Here is an 18297-nt window from a genome sequence, read left to right on the forward strand (position 1 = left end):
GTTTATGAAATGGAATCTTCTTTTGGGTTTTCATCGTCTTCGGAATCTCTCGAATCTTCAGGAATAATATTTATTGAAGGTTCTTTTAATACTTCCTTATTAGCAATGCTTCTCTCTAGAGATAATAATAACGATGGTAACAATAGTAAATTGGATAGCATAGCAAACAATAATGTAGCTGAAACTAAAGCTCCTAAAGCTACTGTTCCTCCAAAACTTGAAGTTGTAAATACAATAAAACCAAAGAATAATACTATAGATGTGTAAAACATACTTACACCTGTTTCTCGTAAAGCAGCATACACCGACTTTCGTATTTTCCAGTGATTCGCCTGTAATTCTTGTCTGTATTTAGCTAAAAAGTGAATGGTGTCATCTACTGAAATTCCAAAAGCTATACTAAATACCAATATCGTTGATGGCTTTATTGGGACATTTAAAAACCCCATTAATCCAGCCGTAATTAGTAATGGCAATAAGTTTGGTACTAGAGAAACAAGAATCATTCTAAATGATCTGAACATGTAAGCCATGAACAATGAAATAAGAAAAATAGCAAGACTTAGAGAAATTACTAAATTCCGAACTAGATATTTCGTTCCTTTTTGAAAGACTAAGGCTTTACCAGTCATTGTGACTTCATAGCGCTCTTTTGGAAATACCTTGTTAATTTTATTTTGAAGATTCTCCTCAATGCGTTCCATTTTATCGGTACCAATGTCTTTCATGAAAGTTGTGATACGAGCATACTGACCAGTGCTGTCAACAAAATTCTTTAACATATCTACGTTAGAAGATGAGTTTTTAGCATAAGACAAAATGAAACTATTTTCTTGGCTTGTTGGCAGTTGATAGTATTTTGGATTACCGTTGTAATAAGCCTGTTTACTATATTTTACCAAACTTACTGCAGAAATTGGTCTAGATAGTTCTGGTATTTCTATGATAAGCTCTTCTAATTCGTTCATACGCTTAAGCGTACTGAGCTTCATAACACCTTTTTTACGTTTAGTGTCAATCATAATTTCTAATGGCATGATACCATTAAACTCACTTTCAAAAAACTTGATGTCTCTAAAAAACTCAGTGTCTTGTGGCATGTCTTCGATAAGACTTCCAGAGATTTTTATTTGATAAATTCCAATAATACTGGCGACAAGTAGAATTAATGATGTAAGATAAATTGTGATTTTTTTATACTTAACCATGCGCTCAATCCAGTTTACAAAACCTCCAATCCAACGTTTATTTAAATGCTCTAAATGTCTTTCTTGTGGATAAGGTAAAAAGGTGTAAATGATTGGAATTACTAATAAGCACAATACAAAAATGGCTAGTATACTCAGTGAAGCCACAATACCAAATTCTTTTAGTAAGGTGCTTTCTGTTAAAATAAATGTAGCAAAACCAGAGGCAGTCGTCACATTCGTCATTAATGTTGCATTCCCGATTTTTGTAATTACACGTTGTAATGACTTTACTTTATTACCATGAAGTTTTACTTCGTGTTGGTATTTGTTGATCAAGAAAATGCAATTCGGTATACCAATTACAATAATCAATGGAGGGATTAAAGCTGTTAAAACGGTAATCTCATATTTCAGTAGTCCTAATATCCCAAAGGTCCACATTACTCCAATACAAACAACGATTAGTGATATAATAGTCGCTCTAAAGGATCTGAAGAATAAGAAGAATATGAGCGAAGTAACACCAAGTGCTAAACCGATAAAAAGACCTATTTCATCAACAATATTTTGCGAGTTTAAGGTTCTAATATATGGCATACCAGAAACTCTTACATCAAGATTGTTTCTAGCTTCAAAATTATCTATTTTATCCTGAAGCGAAAGCATGATAAAGTCTTTCCTTGCTGGAGTATTTACAATATCTTTCTTGAGATATATTGCAGTTCGAATCGTTTTTGTGTCTTTATTGAATAAAAAATTATCGTAAAAAGGATACTTCTTAAAGAGTTCATCTTGTAGAATGTCTATTTGTTCAAGAGATGTAATTGAATCTTTTATAAAAGGTTCAAGATCAAATTTTTCGGCTTTAGTGTTTTTTACTAATTTCTGAAGGTCCTTAATGGAAACAACTGTTTCTACTTCTTTATAAGATTTAAAATCTTCTGAAAGCTGATTCCAAGCATTAAATTTATCAACTGTAAATAGTGTAGAATCTTTTACACCAAGAATAATAAGGTTGCCTTCTTCACCAAATATGTCTAAAAACTCGTTATAGGTAACATTAACCTCATGATCATCAGGTAGTAAATTAGCTTCAGTGTAAGTAAAGCGCATATGTTTCCATTGGTAACTAAAGAAAATAGTTGCCAATATAATACCAATGAGAATACCGATTTTATTACGCAATATTAATCGCGCAATAACTTCCCAAAAACCTGTTGAAAATAATTTAAACATCTACCTATTAAAAAGGAGCGACAAAGGTAGAAAAAACCAAGGGATATGCTCTATAAATTAGTGCAAATTAATTGTATTTATAAGCTAACGTTAAAAGTGAATTTTGCCGCTATATTATCGGCCAAATTTGGAAGATGATGTCCGCCATAACGATACGCGAAGCTGAGACCAAAACCAAATAGTATTTTATTGATCTCGAAACCCACTTCAGAGTATCCTTTTTTAAGTGTTCCAAATTCTAGATTTTCATGTCGTTCAACGTCATTCATATCTCCAATAGCAAATCTCGAAATTAATACCAATTGAGGTCTATAGCGTTCAGTTATTCTGAATGGTTTTACAAAATGTTTTAATTGAAGTGTAGCAAATCTGTCTGAGAAAAACTCATTAAAATACATGGTTTCAAAACTATTAACACCAGCTACAGAAAAACGATTCATAATTGTTTCTTTCCTAATATTATTAGGATACGCATGATATAAATGGGTTAGAGGAGTGCTTCCAGTTGCGAGACCGCTACTTAATACTATTTCTGAAAAGACATCTTCATTATATGTTATTTTATGACGAGTTCTAAAGTCGACTTTAAAGAAATTAAAATCACCTTTTATTACATTTTTAAAGCTTTGGGTCAATTGAAGCGTGAACTTTGGGAAGCCGTCCTTAGTTTCTAAAACCTTATCTGTTAGATTATCAAAGTCACTAAACGGACTCCATTGCATACTAACTTTAGCAGTTGTGACATCGAATTTTTTATAGCTTTGATCGTCAATTACGAAGTTGTAATTATAAGTTGGATCAATTTTACTTATTGCAAATTCAGTTTCGGTAATTAAATGATTTGATACTTGGTGTTCAATATTAATAGCTTTTGTAATGTGTTTATGGAATAAATCGATATTCAATAAACGAGGCTCGAAAAACTGAAAAAAGCGTTTGTCAGTTAAAAAACTAGAACTACCTGTTTCCTGCAAGTCATCAGTATAAGAAAGGTTAATCCAGGTGCTAGTAGCTTCATCGACTCTAAAACCACCACCAATTCTATACTTGAAGCGATGATCTTTAAATCCATAAACGACATAACTATCTATGCGATATTTTTCTGAAAACTCATCGTTAGTTACACCTCCTAATCCTGTTCTTAAGCCTTCATATTGATTAAATTTTACTAGATATCGAAGATCTACATTTAAAAACCGGGTTGGAAAATAGCCATTACCTAGTTGTTTTATATAGTCAACTTTTTTAATGGTATCTTTTTCAACTACTGAAGAATCTTGTTGAGTTGTAGGTTCTTGTGAGTGCAATGCATAAGAACATAGTGTTATAAGTAATAAGAATAAACACTTATGCATTGAGGAACTAATAATGGATTTAAAATTAAAAGAATAAAAAGCGACATTTTAATAAGTCACTTTTGTGAGATCTATACGGTCATTATTTCTTTTTCTTTGACATCAAAAACGTCGTCTATCCTTTTAACGTACTTGTTTGTCATTTGTTGTACGTCAATTTCAGCATTTTTTTGTTGATCTTCAGAAGCATCATCAAGGTTCTTGATATCAGAATTAGCTTCTTTACGTGCGCTTCTTATTCCAACTTTTGCATCTTCTGCTTCTGCTTTAGCTTGTTTTGATAAATCGCGTCTACGCTCTTCTGTTAATGGCGGAACATTAATAATAATTGTTTCTCCATTACTCATAGGATTGAAACCTATGTTTGCAATCATAATGCCACGTTCAATTTCTTGTAGCATGCTTTTTTCCCAAGGTTGAACTGTAATTGTTCTACCATCAGGCGTATTCACATTTGCTACTTGAGATAAGGGTGTTTGAGAGCCATAGTAGTCTACCATTACACTTCCAAGCATTGCAGGACTTGCTTTTCCAGCTCTAATGTTTGAAAATTGTTTTTCTAGGTGCTTAATGGCACCATCCATAGCTTCTTGAGCTGTATCTAATATAAATTTTATGTCTTCGTTCATTTAAAATAACTTTATTTAATATAATACTTACCAAAAAATAAGCCAAACATTATAAATTAACTTTAGTACCTATATTTTCTCCGGAAACAACCTTCATTAAGTTTCCTTTTTTATTCATATCAAACACAATGATTGGCAGTTTGTTTTCCTGACTAAGTGTAAATGCAGTAGTATCCATTACTTTAAGTCCTTTTCTTAACACATCATCAAAAGTGATATGATCAAACTTAACTGCTGTTACATCTTTTTCAGGATCAGCTGTATAAATACCATCTACACGTGTTCCTTTTAAAATCACATCTGCTTCAATTTCAATAGCTCTTAAAACGGCTGCTGAATCTGTTGTGAAATACGGATTTCCTGTTCCGCCTCCAAAAATAACAACACGACCTTTTCTTAGGTGACTCATTGCTTTTCTTCTAATAAAAGGCTCGGCAACTTCATTAATCTGAATGGCAGTTTGCAGACGTGTTTTTACACCTGCATCTTCTAATGCATTTTGTAAAGCTAAACCATTAATCACAGTGGCTAACATTCCCATATGATCGCCTTGAACGCGATCCATACCATTCATTGCTCCAGCAACGCCTCTAAAAATATTACCACCACCAATTACGATAGCGACTTCGACACCTAATTCTGTAATTTCTTTGATGTCTTTGGCGTATTCTGATAATCGCTCAGGATCAATTCCATATTGTCGCGAACCCATTAGAGCTTCGCCAGATAATTTAAGTAGGATTCTTTTATACTTCATAGTTGTGTTGAAAGTTTAACAAATATAACCATTATTGTAATTTAGAAAAGTAGAATTTGGATATAAAAAAAACCTCTCAGTTAATGAGAGGTTTTTTTTATAAAAGAATAAAACAGATTATCCTACTGTGGCACGTTTAAATCCAGTAACAGTAACGTCACTATAAGATTCTACATACTGAGCAACAGTTTTCTTTTCATCTTTGATAAACTTTTGATCTAATAAACATTGTTCTTGATCTAAAGTCGTGTTATCAGAAACAAAACGCTCCATTTTACCAGGTAAAATTCTGTCCCATATTTGTTCTGGCTTCCCTTCAGCTTTTAATTCTGCTTTTGCAGCGTCTTCAGCTTCAGTTAATACCTCAGGAGTTAATTGTGCCATAGAGATGTAACTTGGTACATTCTTTAAGGTCTTACCTAAACGTCCTAATTCTATATTGTCTTTTTCGATAACTGCTATTCTTGCTTCAGTTTCAGAAGCAACGAATGCAGAATCAAAATCTTTATAAGATAATGTAGTCGCTCCCATTGAAGCTACTTGCATTGCTACATCTTTTACTAATACTTCAACGTTATCAACTTTTGCAGATAAACCAACTAAAGCAGCAATTTTATTGATATGCACATATTGCCCTACGTAAGGAGCATCTATCTTTTCAAAACCAGTGATTTCTAATTTTTCACCAATAACTCCAGTTTGTTCTATTAACTTTTCAGTAACAGTCATTCCTCCAAAATCAGCAGCTAAAAATTCTTCTTTAGTGTTGTAGTTTAAAGCGATATCACCTAATTGGCTAGCTAATGCTACAAAGTTTTCGTTTTTACCAACGAAATCAGTTTCACATCCTAATACAATAGCAACACCAGATGTATTGTCTGCATTAATTTTAGCGACAGCAGCACCTTCAGATGAATCTCTGTCAGCTCTTTTTTCTGCAACTTTTTGTCCTTTTTTACGAAGTACTGCAATGGCTTTGTCAAAATCGCCTCCAGCTTCAACTAAAGCTTTTTTACAATCCATCATACCAGCTCCAGTAGCTTGTCTTAATTTATTTACTTCAGCGGCTGAAATTTTTACCGTATTTTCCATAATGTTATAAAATTAAAAAAAGTCGTTTAATTATCATTTCATAAGAAAACAATTAAACGACTTAATAATATTGTGTAATTGTTAATTTATTCTTCTTCGTTAGATGCAACAGGTGCAACTACTTCAGTTTTCTTTTCTGCTTTCGCTTTTGTTTCAACTTTAGCTTTCGCTTTTGTTTCAACTTTCGCTTCAGCCTTTGCTTCAACTTTAGTTTCAGCCTTTGCTTCAACTTTAGTTTCAGCTTTTGTTTCAGTTTTCACTTCTTTTTCTGCTGCTGGTGATTTTTCACTTTTAGCGTCTTTTTCAGCTTTGTCTGATTTTCTTTCAGCTAAACCTTCAGCAACTGCTGATGCAACTGCAGTCATAATGCAGTTAATAGATTTAGAAGCATCATCATTTGCAGGAATTAAGTAATCCACTTCACGAGGGTCAGAGTTTGTATCTACCATTGCGAAGATTGGAATTTTTAATTTTTGCGCTTCTTTAATTGCGATGTGCTCACGTTTGATATCTACAACAAATAATGCTCCAGGTAAACGTGTCATATCAGAAATAGAACCTAAATTCTTTTCTAATTTTGCTCTTTGACGATCAACTTGTAAACGCTCTTTCTTAGATAGAGAGTTGAATGTTCCGTCTTTCTTCATACGATCAATCATAGCCATTTTCTTAACGGCTTTTCTAATTGTAACGAAGTTTGTTAACATTCCACCAGGCCATCTTTCAGTAATGTAAGGCATGTTTACATTTCCAGCTTTTTCAGCAACGATGTCTTTAGCTTGTTTTTTTGTAGCAACAAATAAGATTTTCTTCCCAGAAGCTGCAATCTTGTGCAATGCTTCAGCAGTTTCTTCAATTTTTGCTTGTGTTTTGTAAAGGTTGATGATATGGATACCATTACGTTCCATATAAATGTAAGGAGCCATGTTTGGATCCCATTTTCTTGTTAGGTGACCAAAGTGTACACCTGCTTCAAGTAAGTCTTTTACTTCTACTGTTTCCATTTTGTATTCGTTTACGTTCTGTTAAATTAGCAATGACAAAGTGGTTGCTTGCGCTCGCCTTTATCATTTAGATGCTAAACTGTACCTGAACTTATTTCAGGATTTTTTAATCTTTGCTGAAATTTTTTCAGCGGTTTTAATCTAAAGCTGTTCTGATGAATGACCAGAACAGCTTTTGAAATTTTTTATATTCCGAAGAAAATTCAGAATAATAAAAAAGAATAGGATTAACGTTTAGAGAACTGGAACTTCTTCCTTGCTTTCTTCTGACCGAATTTCTTACGTTCAACCATTCTTGGATCTCTTGTTAATAACCCTTCTGGCTTTAATATTAGTCTGTTTTCTGCATCAAGCTCACACATTGCGCGAGATAATGCTAAACGGATCGCTTCGGCTTGGCCTGTAATGCCACCACCAAAAACGTTTACTGTAATATCAAAGTTGCCATCGTTGTTAGTCATGGTTAAAGGTTGGTTTACTTTGTACTGCAATGTTGCAGTAGGAAAATAAACCGCCATGTCTTTTTTGTTCACCGTGATCTTGCCTTTTCCTTTAGCAAGGTACACACGAGCAACAGCCGTCTTTCTACGACCGATTTTGTGCATTACTTCCATTAGTTAACTTGGTTTAAGTCAATTGCTTTTGGTTTTTGAGCTTCATGTTTATGAGCCGAACCAACAACAACATTTAAATTACGGAATAACTCAGCGCCTAATTTGTTTTTAGGGAGCATTCCTTTTACTGATTTTTCCACGATTCTTGCTGGATCTTTTCCAAACAATTCAGTCGCAGTTAAACTTCTTTGACCACCTGGGTAACCTGTGTGACGAATGTACGTTTTGTCATTCCACTTGTTTCCTGATAAGTTGATTTTTTCAGCATTGATAATAATTACATTATCACCGCAATCAACATGTGGTGTGAAGTTAGGTTTGTGTTTACCTCTTAAAAGTATTGCTACTTTAGAACATAAACGACCTAGCGTTTGATCTGCAGCGTCAACTAAAACCCACTCTTTATTAACAGTAGCTTTGTTGGCTGAAATCGTTTTGTAGCTTAATGTGTCCACACTTATTCATATTAATTACTTGTCTCACGACAAGTAGGTTAAACTTTTCTCTCTCAAAAAGAGTTTGCAAATTTACGATTAAATATTTGATAACCAAACAGACCTGCGTGTTTTTTGCTAGCAAATTAATGCTTTGATTGAATTACTATTATTTCAAGCCCGAACAGTTGCTCTTTGTAGTCTGTCGTTGATAGATTTACCTAATTCAATATCTGGAAACCGCTCAGCGATAATGATGTCCAAATCTTGCTTATCTAATTGATGTAAGGCGTCATATAGTTTTGATGCAGCTTCTTGTAAATCTGTAGATTCTGAAAGGACAATTTGAAATGCAACGGCATCATGGTCTGAAGATTTACTAAATGCTAAAACACCAATACGTTTTTCTGAATACTTCTGAATGGTTTCTGAAATATCATCCGTTAAAACCGTCAGTGTTGAAGGTGCATAATGGCGATCTAACATGCCTGGAGCATCTGGAGCAATTTCTTTTTTGTTTTTGATATCTATTTGTCCAACAATAGTTTCGATAGCTTCAATTGACGTTGATCCCAAACGGTAAATAATAGGCTCATCACCTTCAAAACCTATAATAGTGGATTCAATTCCACGTTGACATGGTCCACCATCGAGGATCATTTTAATATCATCTTTAAAATAGTCGTTGACGTGTTCTGCTGTTGTCGGACTAATACTTCCAAACGGATTTGCACTAGGAGCAGCTAACGGAAAGTCTAATTGGTTCAATAACTCTAAAGTCGTTGGATGATTAGGTATTCGAACCGCAACCGTATCTTTTCCTGCAGTAATAATATCTGGGATGGTAGATTGCTTTGGTAAAACTAAAGTTAATGGTCCAGGCCAAAAGGCATCTGCTAAGCGTTGAGCTTTTTCAGGAATATAACTTACTATGTTTTGTAATAGATCAACTGATGGAATGTGAACAATCAACGGATTGAAAAACGGACGTTTTTTCGTCTGAAAAATAGATTTAATGGCCTTCTCACTAAAGATGTTTCCGGCTAGTCCATAGACCGTTTCAGTGGGAATAGCCACCAACTCTTCTGTGCTCAATAATGCAACCGCTTTTGATATGTCTGATGATATGATACTCATACTAGGTTTCAGACTGCAATATTACTTCAAAAAAACGAAAGATTTATTCTCGTGCTTTTAGTAGTTTTGCAGTTTTAAATGAATTTAGATGATTTCAGTAGATAATTTAGCAGTAGAGTTTAGTGGTCACACCTTGTTTAGTGACGTATCATTTACCATAAATGCAGATGACAAAATTGCATTGATGGGTAAAAATGGTGCAGGAAAATCGACGATGATGAAGATTATTGCAGGCGTTCAAAATGCGACTCGAGGAAACGTGAGAACACCAAAGGACGCAGTGATTGCTTACTTACCACAGCACTTATTGACAGAAGATGATGTAACTGTTTTTGAGGAAGCTTCTAAAGCATTTAGTCATGTGTTTAATATGCGCGATGAAATGGAAGGACTAAACAAGCAGCTCGAAACTCGAACTGATTACGAGTCTGATGAATACATGAAAATCATAGAACGTGTATCCGATTTAGGAGAGAGCTATTACGCGCTAGAAGATGTGAATTACGATGCTGAAGTGGAAAAGGCACTCAAAGGTTTAGGGTTTAAACAAGCAGACTTTAAAAGACCAACCAGTGAGTTTTCTGGAGGTTGGCGTATGCGAATTGAACTGGTTAAAATTTTACTTCAAAAACCAGATTTGATTTTGTTAGATGAACCAACTAACCATATTGATATTGAATCTGTGGTGTGGTTAGAAGATTTTTTATTGAATAAAGCTAAGGCAGTTGTTGTGATTTCTCATGATAGAGCCTTTATTGATAATATTACTAATCGTACTATTGAAGTAACAATGGGACGTATTTATGATTACAAAGCCAAGTATACACATTACTTGCAATTGCGTGAAGATCGACGCGCTCATCAAATAAAAGCGTATCAAGAGCAACAAAAATTCATTGCTGATAACCAAACGTTTATTGACCGTTTTAAAGGCACCTATTCTAAAACGAATCAAGTAACTTCAAGAGAACGTATGTTAGAGAAATTGGAAATCATTCAAATAGATGATGTTGATACGTCTGCTTTGAAATTACGTTTTCCACCAACCCAACGCTCAGGCGATTATCCTGTGACTGTTAAGGATGTATCTAAATCATATGGTGATCATGCCGTGTTTAAAGATGCAAATATGTCTATTGCTAGAGGAGAGAAAGTTTGTTTTGTTGGACGAAATGGTGAAGGAAAATCGACTATGATTAAAGCTATCTTAGGAGAAATTGATGTTGAAGGAACCTGTAGCTTAGGGCATAATGTTAAGGTTGGATATTTTGCTCAAAATCAAGCTGCTTTACTTGATGAAAGCCTGACTATTTTTCAAACGGTTGATGAGGTTGCTAAAGGAGATGTGCGCACACAAGTGAAAAACATTCTCGGTCGCTTTATGTTTAGAGGAGATGAAATTGATAAGAAAGTAAGTGTCCTTTCTGGTGGAGAAAAAACCAGATTGGCCATGGTGAAATTATTATTAGAACCTGTCAACTTGCTTATTCTCGATGAGCCAACAAATCACTTAGATTTAAAATCTAAAGACGTACTCAAAGAAGCGCTTCAGAATTTTGACGGAACCCTAATCTTGGTATCTCATGATCGTGATTTTCTGCAAGGACTTTCCAAAAAGGTATTCGAATTTAAAGAAAAACGTGTTATTGAACACTTTGAAACGATAGATGATTTCTTAGTAAGAAATCGTGTTGAGAGTTTAAAAGCGATTGATTTGTAGAGCGCTTTCACGTATAACCGGTTAATTTTTAAGTATTTTTGCAATCTTATGCAAGAGTTACAACTTTCAGATTGGTTGCCTACCACAAACAAAGAGGTTAAGATACGCGGCTGGGACGAACTAGATGTGATACTATTTAGCGGAGACGCTTATGTAGATCATCCTTCGTTTGGACCTGCAGTCATTGGTCGTATTTTAGAAAGTTATGGACTGCGTGTTGCTGTTGTTCCCCAACCTAATGTTAATGATAATCTTCAGGATTTTGTAAAGCTTGGTGCACCAAAATTATTTTTTGGGGTCACTGGAGGTTGTATGGATCCAATGATTAGCAACTATAATGCGAATAAGAAACGACGTGATAAAGATGCATATACACCAAATGGAGAAATTGGGTTTCGTCCTGATTATGCAACCTCTGTATATTCTAAAATTTTAAAAGACAAATGGCCAGATGTTCCTGTTTTAATTGGAGGAATTGAAGCATCACTGCGTCGTGTAACACATTATGATTATTGGAGTGATAAACTATTGCCATCTATTTTAGAAACTTCTAAAGCAGATTTGTTGGTCTATGGAATGGGAGAGCAACCACTTCGTGAAATTGTTCGTTTGTTACAAAAAGGTGTTCCGTTTAGTAGTATTACAACAATTAAGCAAACTGCAGTGTTGTTAAATAACGATGCAAAAATTCCTAAAAACAGTAATTGGGAAGATGTAGAAATCGTTTCACATGAAGTCTGTTTAAGTGATAAAAAGAAATTTGCTTCTAACTTTAAAGTCATAGAGCAGGAATCTAACAAATTAGCAGCACGACGAATTTTTCAAAAAGTAGGAGATAAGACCTTGATGATTAATCCGCCTTATCCAACAATGACAGAAGACGAAATTGATGCGTCTTTTGAGTTGCCTTACACACGATTACCACATCCAAAATATAATAAGCGTGGACCAATTTCCGCGTATGAAATGATTAAGTTTTCCATCAACATTCACAGAGGTTGTTTTGGTGGTTGTAGTTTCTGTACGATTTCAGCACACCAAGGAAAATTTATAGCGTCTCGAAGTCAGGAATCTGTATTACGTGAAGTAGATACTGTCGCCAATATGCCTGATTTTAAAGGTTATTTGAGTGATATTGGTGGTCCAAGTGCCAACATGTATAAAATGAAAGGGAAAGTACAATCTATATGCGATAAGTGTATTTCGCCTAGTTGTATTTCGCCAGTGATATGTAGTAATTTAGATACGTCTCACAAGCCATTAACCGAATTATATCAAGCAGTTGATAGTCACCCAAAAGTAAAGAAATCGTTTATTGGTTCAGGTATTCGTCACGATATGTTAGTGCCAGAATTTAATAAAAATGCAGACCCAAAAGAGCTTGACGATTACACTGAAGAGGTCATGACTAAGCACGTTTCTGGACGACTTAAAGTTGCACCAGAACATACAAGTGATCCTGTGTTGAAGCTGATGCGTAAGCCGTCGTTTAAATACTTTCATAAGTTTAAAGAACGTTTTGATAAGATCAATATTAAGAAAGGTTTGAAGCTTCAATTAATCCCTTACTTTATTTCGAATCATCCAGCTTGTGAAGTGGAAGACATGGCAAATTTAGCTGCCGAAACTAAAGATATGGGTTTCCAGTTAGAGCAAGTGCAAGGTTTTACACCAACACCTATGACAGTTGCTACTGTGATTTATTATAGTGGTTATCATCCATACACGCTTAAAAAAGTAAACACGCCAATCACACGACAAGAAAAAGATGAGCAACATCGTTTTTTCTTCTGGTATAAAGATGAAAACAAAGCGTGGATTAAAAAGACCTTGAATAGATTAGGACGTGAAGATTTATTAAAAGTGTTACTTCCAGAAAAAGACGAAAAGTGGCGTAAAAACAAACCTAATGGTGATGCTAAACATACGTTTGATGATGCTATTCCTTTTAATCAGAGGAAAGAAAAAGCTAAGTTTAAGTATAAGAAGAAGAGGCGATAGGTTTAAACCTCAGTTTTATAATACAATTCCAAAACAGATTTAATAGTATCAACCACTAGCTTTGCATTCTCTTTGCTATTAAATTGGTGTTTCAATGCTGAAATTGGCAGCTTTATAAAATTCGTTTTTTGCTTTTATGGGATTGATTGTTATCCAATGGTGAAGCATTTTCAATGCGTTTTTTTCGCTACTGGAAGCATACACATTTTCAGGATTTATTTTTTTGGAGTGAGCCGCATTACATAAACTCGTACACAAACGTCCTGCAATCAAATAATACAGAATGTCTAATTCTTTTTCTTCTAACGGAAGCACTTTGTGATAGCCTTTTACCAAATGAATTGCCCATTCTAAAGGCTCGTCTTTATCATAACAAGCGTATGTTATCGCAATGGCCAATTCGTTTATTAAAGGCGAATGTGCTAAATCGCCAAAATCGATGAGTCCAGACACCGTATTGTTTTTAATTAAGGTATTCCATTCGTTAACATCGTTATGAATGATAGATTTACGTAATTCAGGAAGTTTAGGTGCAACGTGTAATTCGTATTGCTGAAAAAAATAAGATACCAAGTGTCTATCGCTCGCCTCTTCAATGTCTTGAATATATTTTTTATTAAGTTGTAGGTATTGTAAATCCCATTCCCATTGTCTTGCTTTTAAAACATAGTTATTCAATTTTAAAAGCTGAAGATTTAGCTGTGCTGCAAAAGCACCTATAGATTCTATTAAACTAGGTGTGTGTTTAACATCACCTAAAAAATCACCATCTAAAAAAGTAAGTACTCTACAGATAGTTTTGGTGTTGTTTAAGTCTGCTATTTTAAGAAAGCTACCATCTTTAAAAACGATAGGTTGCGGAAACGTGTTCTCGTTTTCTAACGCATTTAATACACTATTCTCAGCTTCAATTAAAGCCATCATGTCTTCTGAATACTTGTATGTCTTAAAAATGAATTTACCGTTATCGGTTTTTAGTAGATAATTGATATTCTCATAACCATTGAGTTTTTTAAGTTCTAGGATTTCGAAATTGAACCAGTCTTTAATTGGGGTAATCATTTTGTGAGTTTTAGTTCTCTATTTTTTGATGTATCAATTCAGTTAAAGTAGTAGTAAAAGGTTTAGCAGATGCGTTTCCTGAATTATAGTTTTTAAGTTTTCTAAAATCCCATTTATTTTCACCAAAGTCAGATAAATTAACTTTTTCCAATTCGATAACTAGATAGTATTCTTGTGAAGGATTTATATAACCTTTCTTTATTAAATTTTCTTTTGTATACACTTTGGGTCCTTTACTAACAATTTTCCATAAGTCGCCAGAAGATTTGTCATTATGAGTATGTAATAGTAGGTATTTAGCCGAAACAGTTTCATTGTCTAAAACTAGAGATCCATTACCTGAACCCATTCTGAAATTATACATTCCTTTTTTAGAAATCCATTCATATTGTGTTTGGTTATTATAAAACCCAACTAAAACATAAGTTTCGTCAGGAATTAATTTTTCGCCATTAAGATACTCAGGAATTGGCTCATTCAAACCTTCCAATGGTTTGTCTTTTATTATTTGATAGGTTTTAGTTGATACATTTTCTCTTTGAGTTGCTCTGTTAATGAAATGTTTTTTTATTTCATTAATAAAATCTATTAAGTGATTTATTCCACTGTTTTCCTCTGAAGGACGAATTGCAAAAGCACCTAATCCAGGTAGGATTTCATGAAACCCTTTAAATGTCGTTGGTTTGTTATCGATTCCAGGATACAAAATATAAGCTCCACCAGTTCTTCTTATAGCATCTTTATAGGCATGCATTTTATGAATATCTACCTCTTTAAATTTTGAGTTGTCCTGCTTGTTCTTAACTTTATATTTTGCATCAAAATGAATATGAACAATTTGTTCTGTTTTCTCAGCTTCTTTCTCGTGGAGTTCTTTAGGCCAAATAGATAGTGTGTAATCTGGCCTCATTTGTAAAGTCCAGCTACCTTCTTTTGACAAATCATGATTTCTCCCAAATGTCTTGTTATATGAGAACTTGATTGATAATTCTCTTTCCTTAGATATATGAGTCCCATTTAATGCAATTTGCTTTCCTTCTTTAAGTTGTAAGCCTAAAGTATCTGCAGTTGGTTTAATTAGCTTTTTGTATTCTTCTGAATCAATAGTAAAAGTTTCTTTTACTGCTTCTAGTAATTTAAAAAACAACCAGTATTCATAAAGTTTAGCGACATCTTTGTTTCCTGCTGAATACACATCTTCACCACCTTCCCAAATTAATTTGGCTGATAAATCAAACATTAACCAAGTTTTTAAAACGTCTCTATATCCAGCTTTCTTTTGTAAAACTGGACTATTTAATTTTAGAGTAGTTGGCCTTGACACTTCTTTAAACAAGTTGTGTTGTAGATAGAATTCTAATTTATTAGATATAGTCTGTGCTTCATTATTTAGTCTAGAATCTTTTTTACTTTTTAGAATAATTTCCTCACAAAAAAACAAAAAGGTTTCTAAAACATATTTTATAAACCTATTTTCAGGTGTGTCAATACTTTCATCATGTATTGAGGTTGGGATTTTTACAGCAATAGAATTGATTCCTGAATTTCTAAGTGGATGACTTGAGGGTAAAGGCACTCTATTTTGAGAATGAATTAGCTGTCTTAAATCTTTACTTTTTAACTTTTTTAAACTTCTAACATCTTTATATTCAATCTTACTGGACCAATTAGTAACTGGAGATTTAATTATTTGTTGAATCGCTATATCAAATTCTTCAGTATCAATAATAGATTTTACAAAACAAAATTGCTGATATAAGGATTTTGAATCTGTGTCAAAATCAACTTCTAAAGTTTGATTAACTGGCGAATTAGTTTGTAATATTAGATCTGTAGCATGCTTGGTTATAGATTCTAGCATGAATCGATAATCTTTTCTATAAGATGTTTTTACTGATTGTACTTCTAATTGAAATGTGCCTTTTAAAATTCCGTTTTCATAAATAGAAAGTGGTAATGTACCAACATAAGTGTTAGGACTAATTCTTCCTTCAGAGTTATTAAAGTTTGAAACTTCAATAACTTCGCTTCCCTCCAGATAAAATCCTTTTTTTAGTTTGTATTGATAATAACAACCTTCAATTATTTGAAACTCTGCCTCATTGTTTTCTAAAGCATCAGCAATCTGAAATAAGGTATTTGGGATTACTGCATAAATGTCAATATCCAAATCGTGGGCAATATGGCTTAAATTAATTTTAAGCTTCTGCATAACTTGTAAACCCGTTATCTATTATGTTTTTATACATTCTGGCTATTTTTTCAAAAGACAGTTTGTGTTTAATATTTTCATCTAAAACTAATGATTCTCCTTTTTCGTTAAAAACTCGTTCTTCTTTTTCCTTTAAACATTTTTGTGCTAAAAGCACTAAAGTTTTTTGGAGCTTACGCCTAGAGCCATGAAGTTTTGGTAGGAGCTTTTGCATAATAGCAATGTCTATCTTTTCATTTTCTTTAGTTGAATATGTTGGATCGATTAAATCAATTTTTGAAAACAAAGTTTGAATTTCTGTAACTGTTCTATAGCCAAATTCTGCACCAAGCGTTTGCAAATCTTTAAAGAAATCTAAAAGAACATCATTAAGGTTCTGAGAGTTTTTATTCGTTGTATCATTCTTGGCAATTTCCACAAAAGATGTTCCCATACTTGCGCCTAACTTTTCAATAGAGGTTATTGGCTTGGATGCTTTTAAGAAATCTTCAATTTCATTTTCGTTAACTCTAAACTCTATGACATTTGCTCTATCTAGTACTTTTGGACTAAACATATAAGTGGTCTCATCTATATTTACAGTACCAACTACAAATAAATTGGGTGGCCATGATAATTCATGAGGTACACCAGATTTCTTATTTATTAAATCAGTGTGTAATTTGAATTTATCTTTAGATTCCATAACACTTAAAAAATCTGCAAAGTAACGCTCTACATGACTCAAGTTCATTTCATCTAAAATAAGAAAATACGGTTTTTCTTGGTTTTCGTTGGCATTTATTATTAAGTCTAATGCTCTGTTTTCTGGCAAAATATATTCTGTATTAACAATAGCATTTACATAACCTAATAATGGTTCTCTATTAGTCCAATCTGCACCAACAGGAACAATACAATATTGAGAAGTATCTTCACAAAGCCATTGTGCAAACGTTTGTGCCAATTTGGTTTTACCTGAACCAGATAAACCGCTTAATAAAACAAATGGTTTTGTAACTAAGGAGGAAACATATCTTGAGATGAGTTGATTGGAATATTTGAGGCCTGATTCTTTGCAATTATCCTCAAATAAGGATAAATCAAATTTCACAATTAGATTACTTGTTTTTGTTTTTGATTCATTTTTTCCAGTTTGAGAATATTCTTCAATGATTTCATCCAAATCTTGGTTTAGTTTTTTTTCATTAGGTAAATTATTTGCATCATATATTTTAAAAACATGGGAATCTCCATATCTATCTGGTTTTTCATAATTATTCTCTTCAAAGTATTTTGATATACTTTGAGGGTTATTAATATTCCACTCTACTTTCGGTTTATTAGTTTCACTCCTTCCGTAGGCAAGAATTAACTTATTTACATTCTTGTAAAATAGATAAACGGGATAAATACCGTCACTTGTAGTAAATGGCTCTTTTAAAAAAGATATCCAAGGTATTTTAGCAGCAACCCCTTGTCCAAAGCTCACTTTTACTTTTGTATTTTTATAGGATTTTATATAATGCTTTGTTTTTAGGTTTTCAGTTTTTGCTTGTTTTAAAAATTCATGAATGATGTCAAAAGCTTTAACCATATCTATATTATTTGGTTTAGTTACTATTTCAATTCCTAACCTCTTAAATGCTTTAAAACAGGGAGTGTTTTTCCCTCCAGAAAAATAATTGCCAACGGTTTTCCCAGTGGCATAGAAATTTGCAACCGCCATTATTGGTTTAGGTGGATATAAAACTCCATCAATTTTTACATCATAAAATTTTGAGGAACTAAACCCTTCTGGTATACCGCTAATTTTAAGATCATTTACAGCTGTTTTTATATTCTCAAGACTTACTTTGTCGAATAGCATATTCT

Annotated in this window: 14 protein-coding genes; 2 read left to right on the forward strand and 12 right to left on the reverse strand. The window is 33.4% G+C overall.

Annotation, left to right across the window (positions count from 1 at the left end):
- Positions 1-2: 2 nt before the first annotated feature.
- The 9 genes from RH81_RS02945 to RH81_RS02985 form a co-directional block, all read right to left on the reverse strand.
- Positions 3-2426 (reverse strand): efflux RND transporter permease subunit, encoded by a 2424-nt coding sequence (locus RH81_RS02945; RefSeq protein ID WP_033957467.1) that lies wholly within the window; start codon positions 2424-2426, stop codon positions 3-5.
- A gap of 77 nt (positions 2427-2503) precedes the next feature.
- On the reverse strand, positions 2504-3781 hold the full coding sequence (locus RH81_RS02950) for a hypothetical protein (RefSeq protein WP_033957493.1): 1278 nt from the start codon (positions 3779-3781) through the stop codon (positions 2504-2506).
- A 71-nt stretch (positions 3782-3852) separates the two neighbouring features.
- Positions 3853-4410 carry a ribosome recycling factor gene (gene frr, locus RH81_RS02955; RefSeq protein WP_033957496.1) on the reverse strand — a complete coding sequence of 186 codons (558 nt, stop codon included), beginning with the start codon at positions 4408-4410 and terminating at the stop codon, positions 3853-3855.
- Positions 4411-4459: 49 nt separating this feature from the next.
- Complete coding sequence (gene pyrH, locus RH81_RS02960; RefSeq protein ID WP_033957499.1) at positions 4460-5167, reverse strand: UMP kinase; 708 nt, start codon at positions 5165-5167, stop codon at positions 4460-4462.
- A 117-nt stretch (positions 5168-5284) separates the two neighbouring features.
- Positions 5285-6259 (reverse strand): translation elongation factor Ts, encoded by a 975-nt coding sequence (gene tsf, locus RH81_RS02965; protein WP_033957502.1) that lies wholly within the window; start codon positions 6257-6259, stop codon positions 5285-5287.
- Positions 6260-6345: 86 nt separating this feature from the next.
- On the reverse strand, positions 6346-7263 hold the full coding sequence (gene rpsB, locus RH81_RS02970) for a 30S ribosomal protein S2 (protein WP_033957505.1): 918 nt from the start codon (positions 7261-7263) through the stop codon (positions 6346-6348).
- 227 nt (positions 7264-7490) lie between these two features.
- On the reverse strand, positions 7491-7877 hold the full coding sequence (gene rpsI, locus RH81_RS02975) for a 30S ribosomal protein S9 (protein ID WP_033957508.1): 387 nt from the start codon (positions 7875-7877) through the stop codon (positions 7491-7493).
- Entirely contained in the window at positions 7877-8332 is a 456-nt protein-coding gene (rplM, locus tag RH81_RS02980) for a 50S ribosomal protein L13 (protein WP_033957511.1), read from the reverse strand. Before rplM ends, rpsI begins: the two co-directional genes overlap by 1 nt.
- Before the next feature lie 153 nt (positions 8333-8485).
- A complete protein-coding gene (locus RH81_RS02985; RefSeq protein ID WP_033957515.1) occupies positions 8486-9448 on the reverse strand; it encodes an L-threonylcarbamoyladenylate synthase in 963 nt (320 codons plus the stop codon).
- A gap of 88 nt (positions 9449-9536) precedes the next feature.
- Here RH81_RS02985 and RH81_RS02990 point away from each other — a divergent pair, with 88 nt between their 5' ends.
- Both RH81_RS02990 and RH81_RS02995 read left to right on the forward strand, forming a co-directional pair.
- Positions 9537-11168 (forward strand): ABC-F family ATP-binding cassette domain-containing protein, encoded by a 1632-nt coding sequence (locus RH81_RS02990; protein WP_033957518.1) that lies wholly within the window; start codon positions 9537-9539, stop codon positions 11166-11168.
- 48 nt (positions 11169-11216) lie between these two features.
- Positions 11217-13169: a YgiQ family radical SAM protein gene (locus RH81_RS02995; RefSeq protein WP_033957521.1), complete on the forward strand. Its 1953-nt coding sequence runs from the start codon at positions 11217-11219 to the stop codon at positions 13167-13169.
- A gap of 78 nt (positions 13170-13247) precedes the next feature.
- Here RH81_RS02995 and RH81_RS03000 read toward each other — a convergent pair whose 3' ends face one another.
- Genes RH81_RS03000 through RH81_RS03010 form a run of 3 tightly spaced genes read right to left on the reverse strand, consistent with a single transcriptional unit; the run spans position 13248 to position 18292 of the window.
- Positions 13248-14231: a phosphotransferase gene (locus tag RH81_RS03000; RefSeq protein ID WP_241478949.1), complete on the reverse strand. Its 984-nt coding sequence runs from the start codon at positions 14229-14231 to the stop codon at positions 13248-13250.
- Between the two features lie 10 nt (positions 14232-14241).
- Entirely contained in the window at positions 14242-16443 is a 2202-nt protein-coding gene (locus tag RH81_RS03005; RefSeq protein WP_033957523.1) for a DUF2357 domain-containing protein, read from the reverse strand.
- Positions 16430-18292 (reverse strand): MrcB family domain-containing protein, encoded by a 1863-nt coding sequence (locus tag RH81_RS03010; RefSeq protein ID WP_033957526.1) that lies wholly within the window; start codon positions 18290-18292, stop codon positions 16430-16432. Before RH81_RS03010 ends, RH81_RS03005 begins: the two co-directional genes overlap by 14 nt.
- Positions 18293-18297: the final 5 nt, after the last annotated feature.

Origin of the sequence: Psychroserpens jangbogonensis (assembly GCF_000797465.1) — a bacterium.
In the GTDB taxonomy this organism is placed as follows: Bacteria; Bacteroidota; Bacteroidia; order Flavobacteriales; family Flavobacteriaceae; genus Psychroserpens; species Psychroserpens jangbogonensis.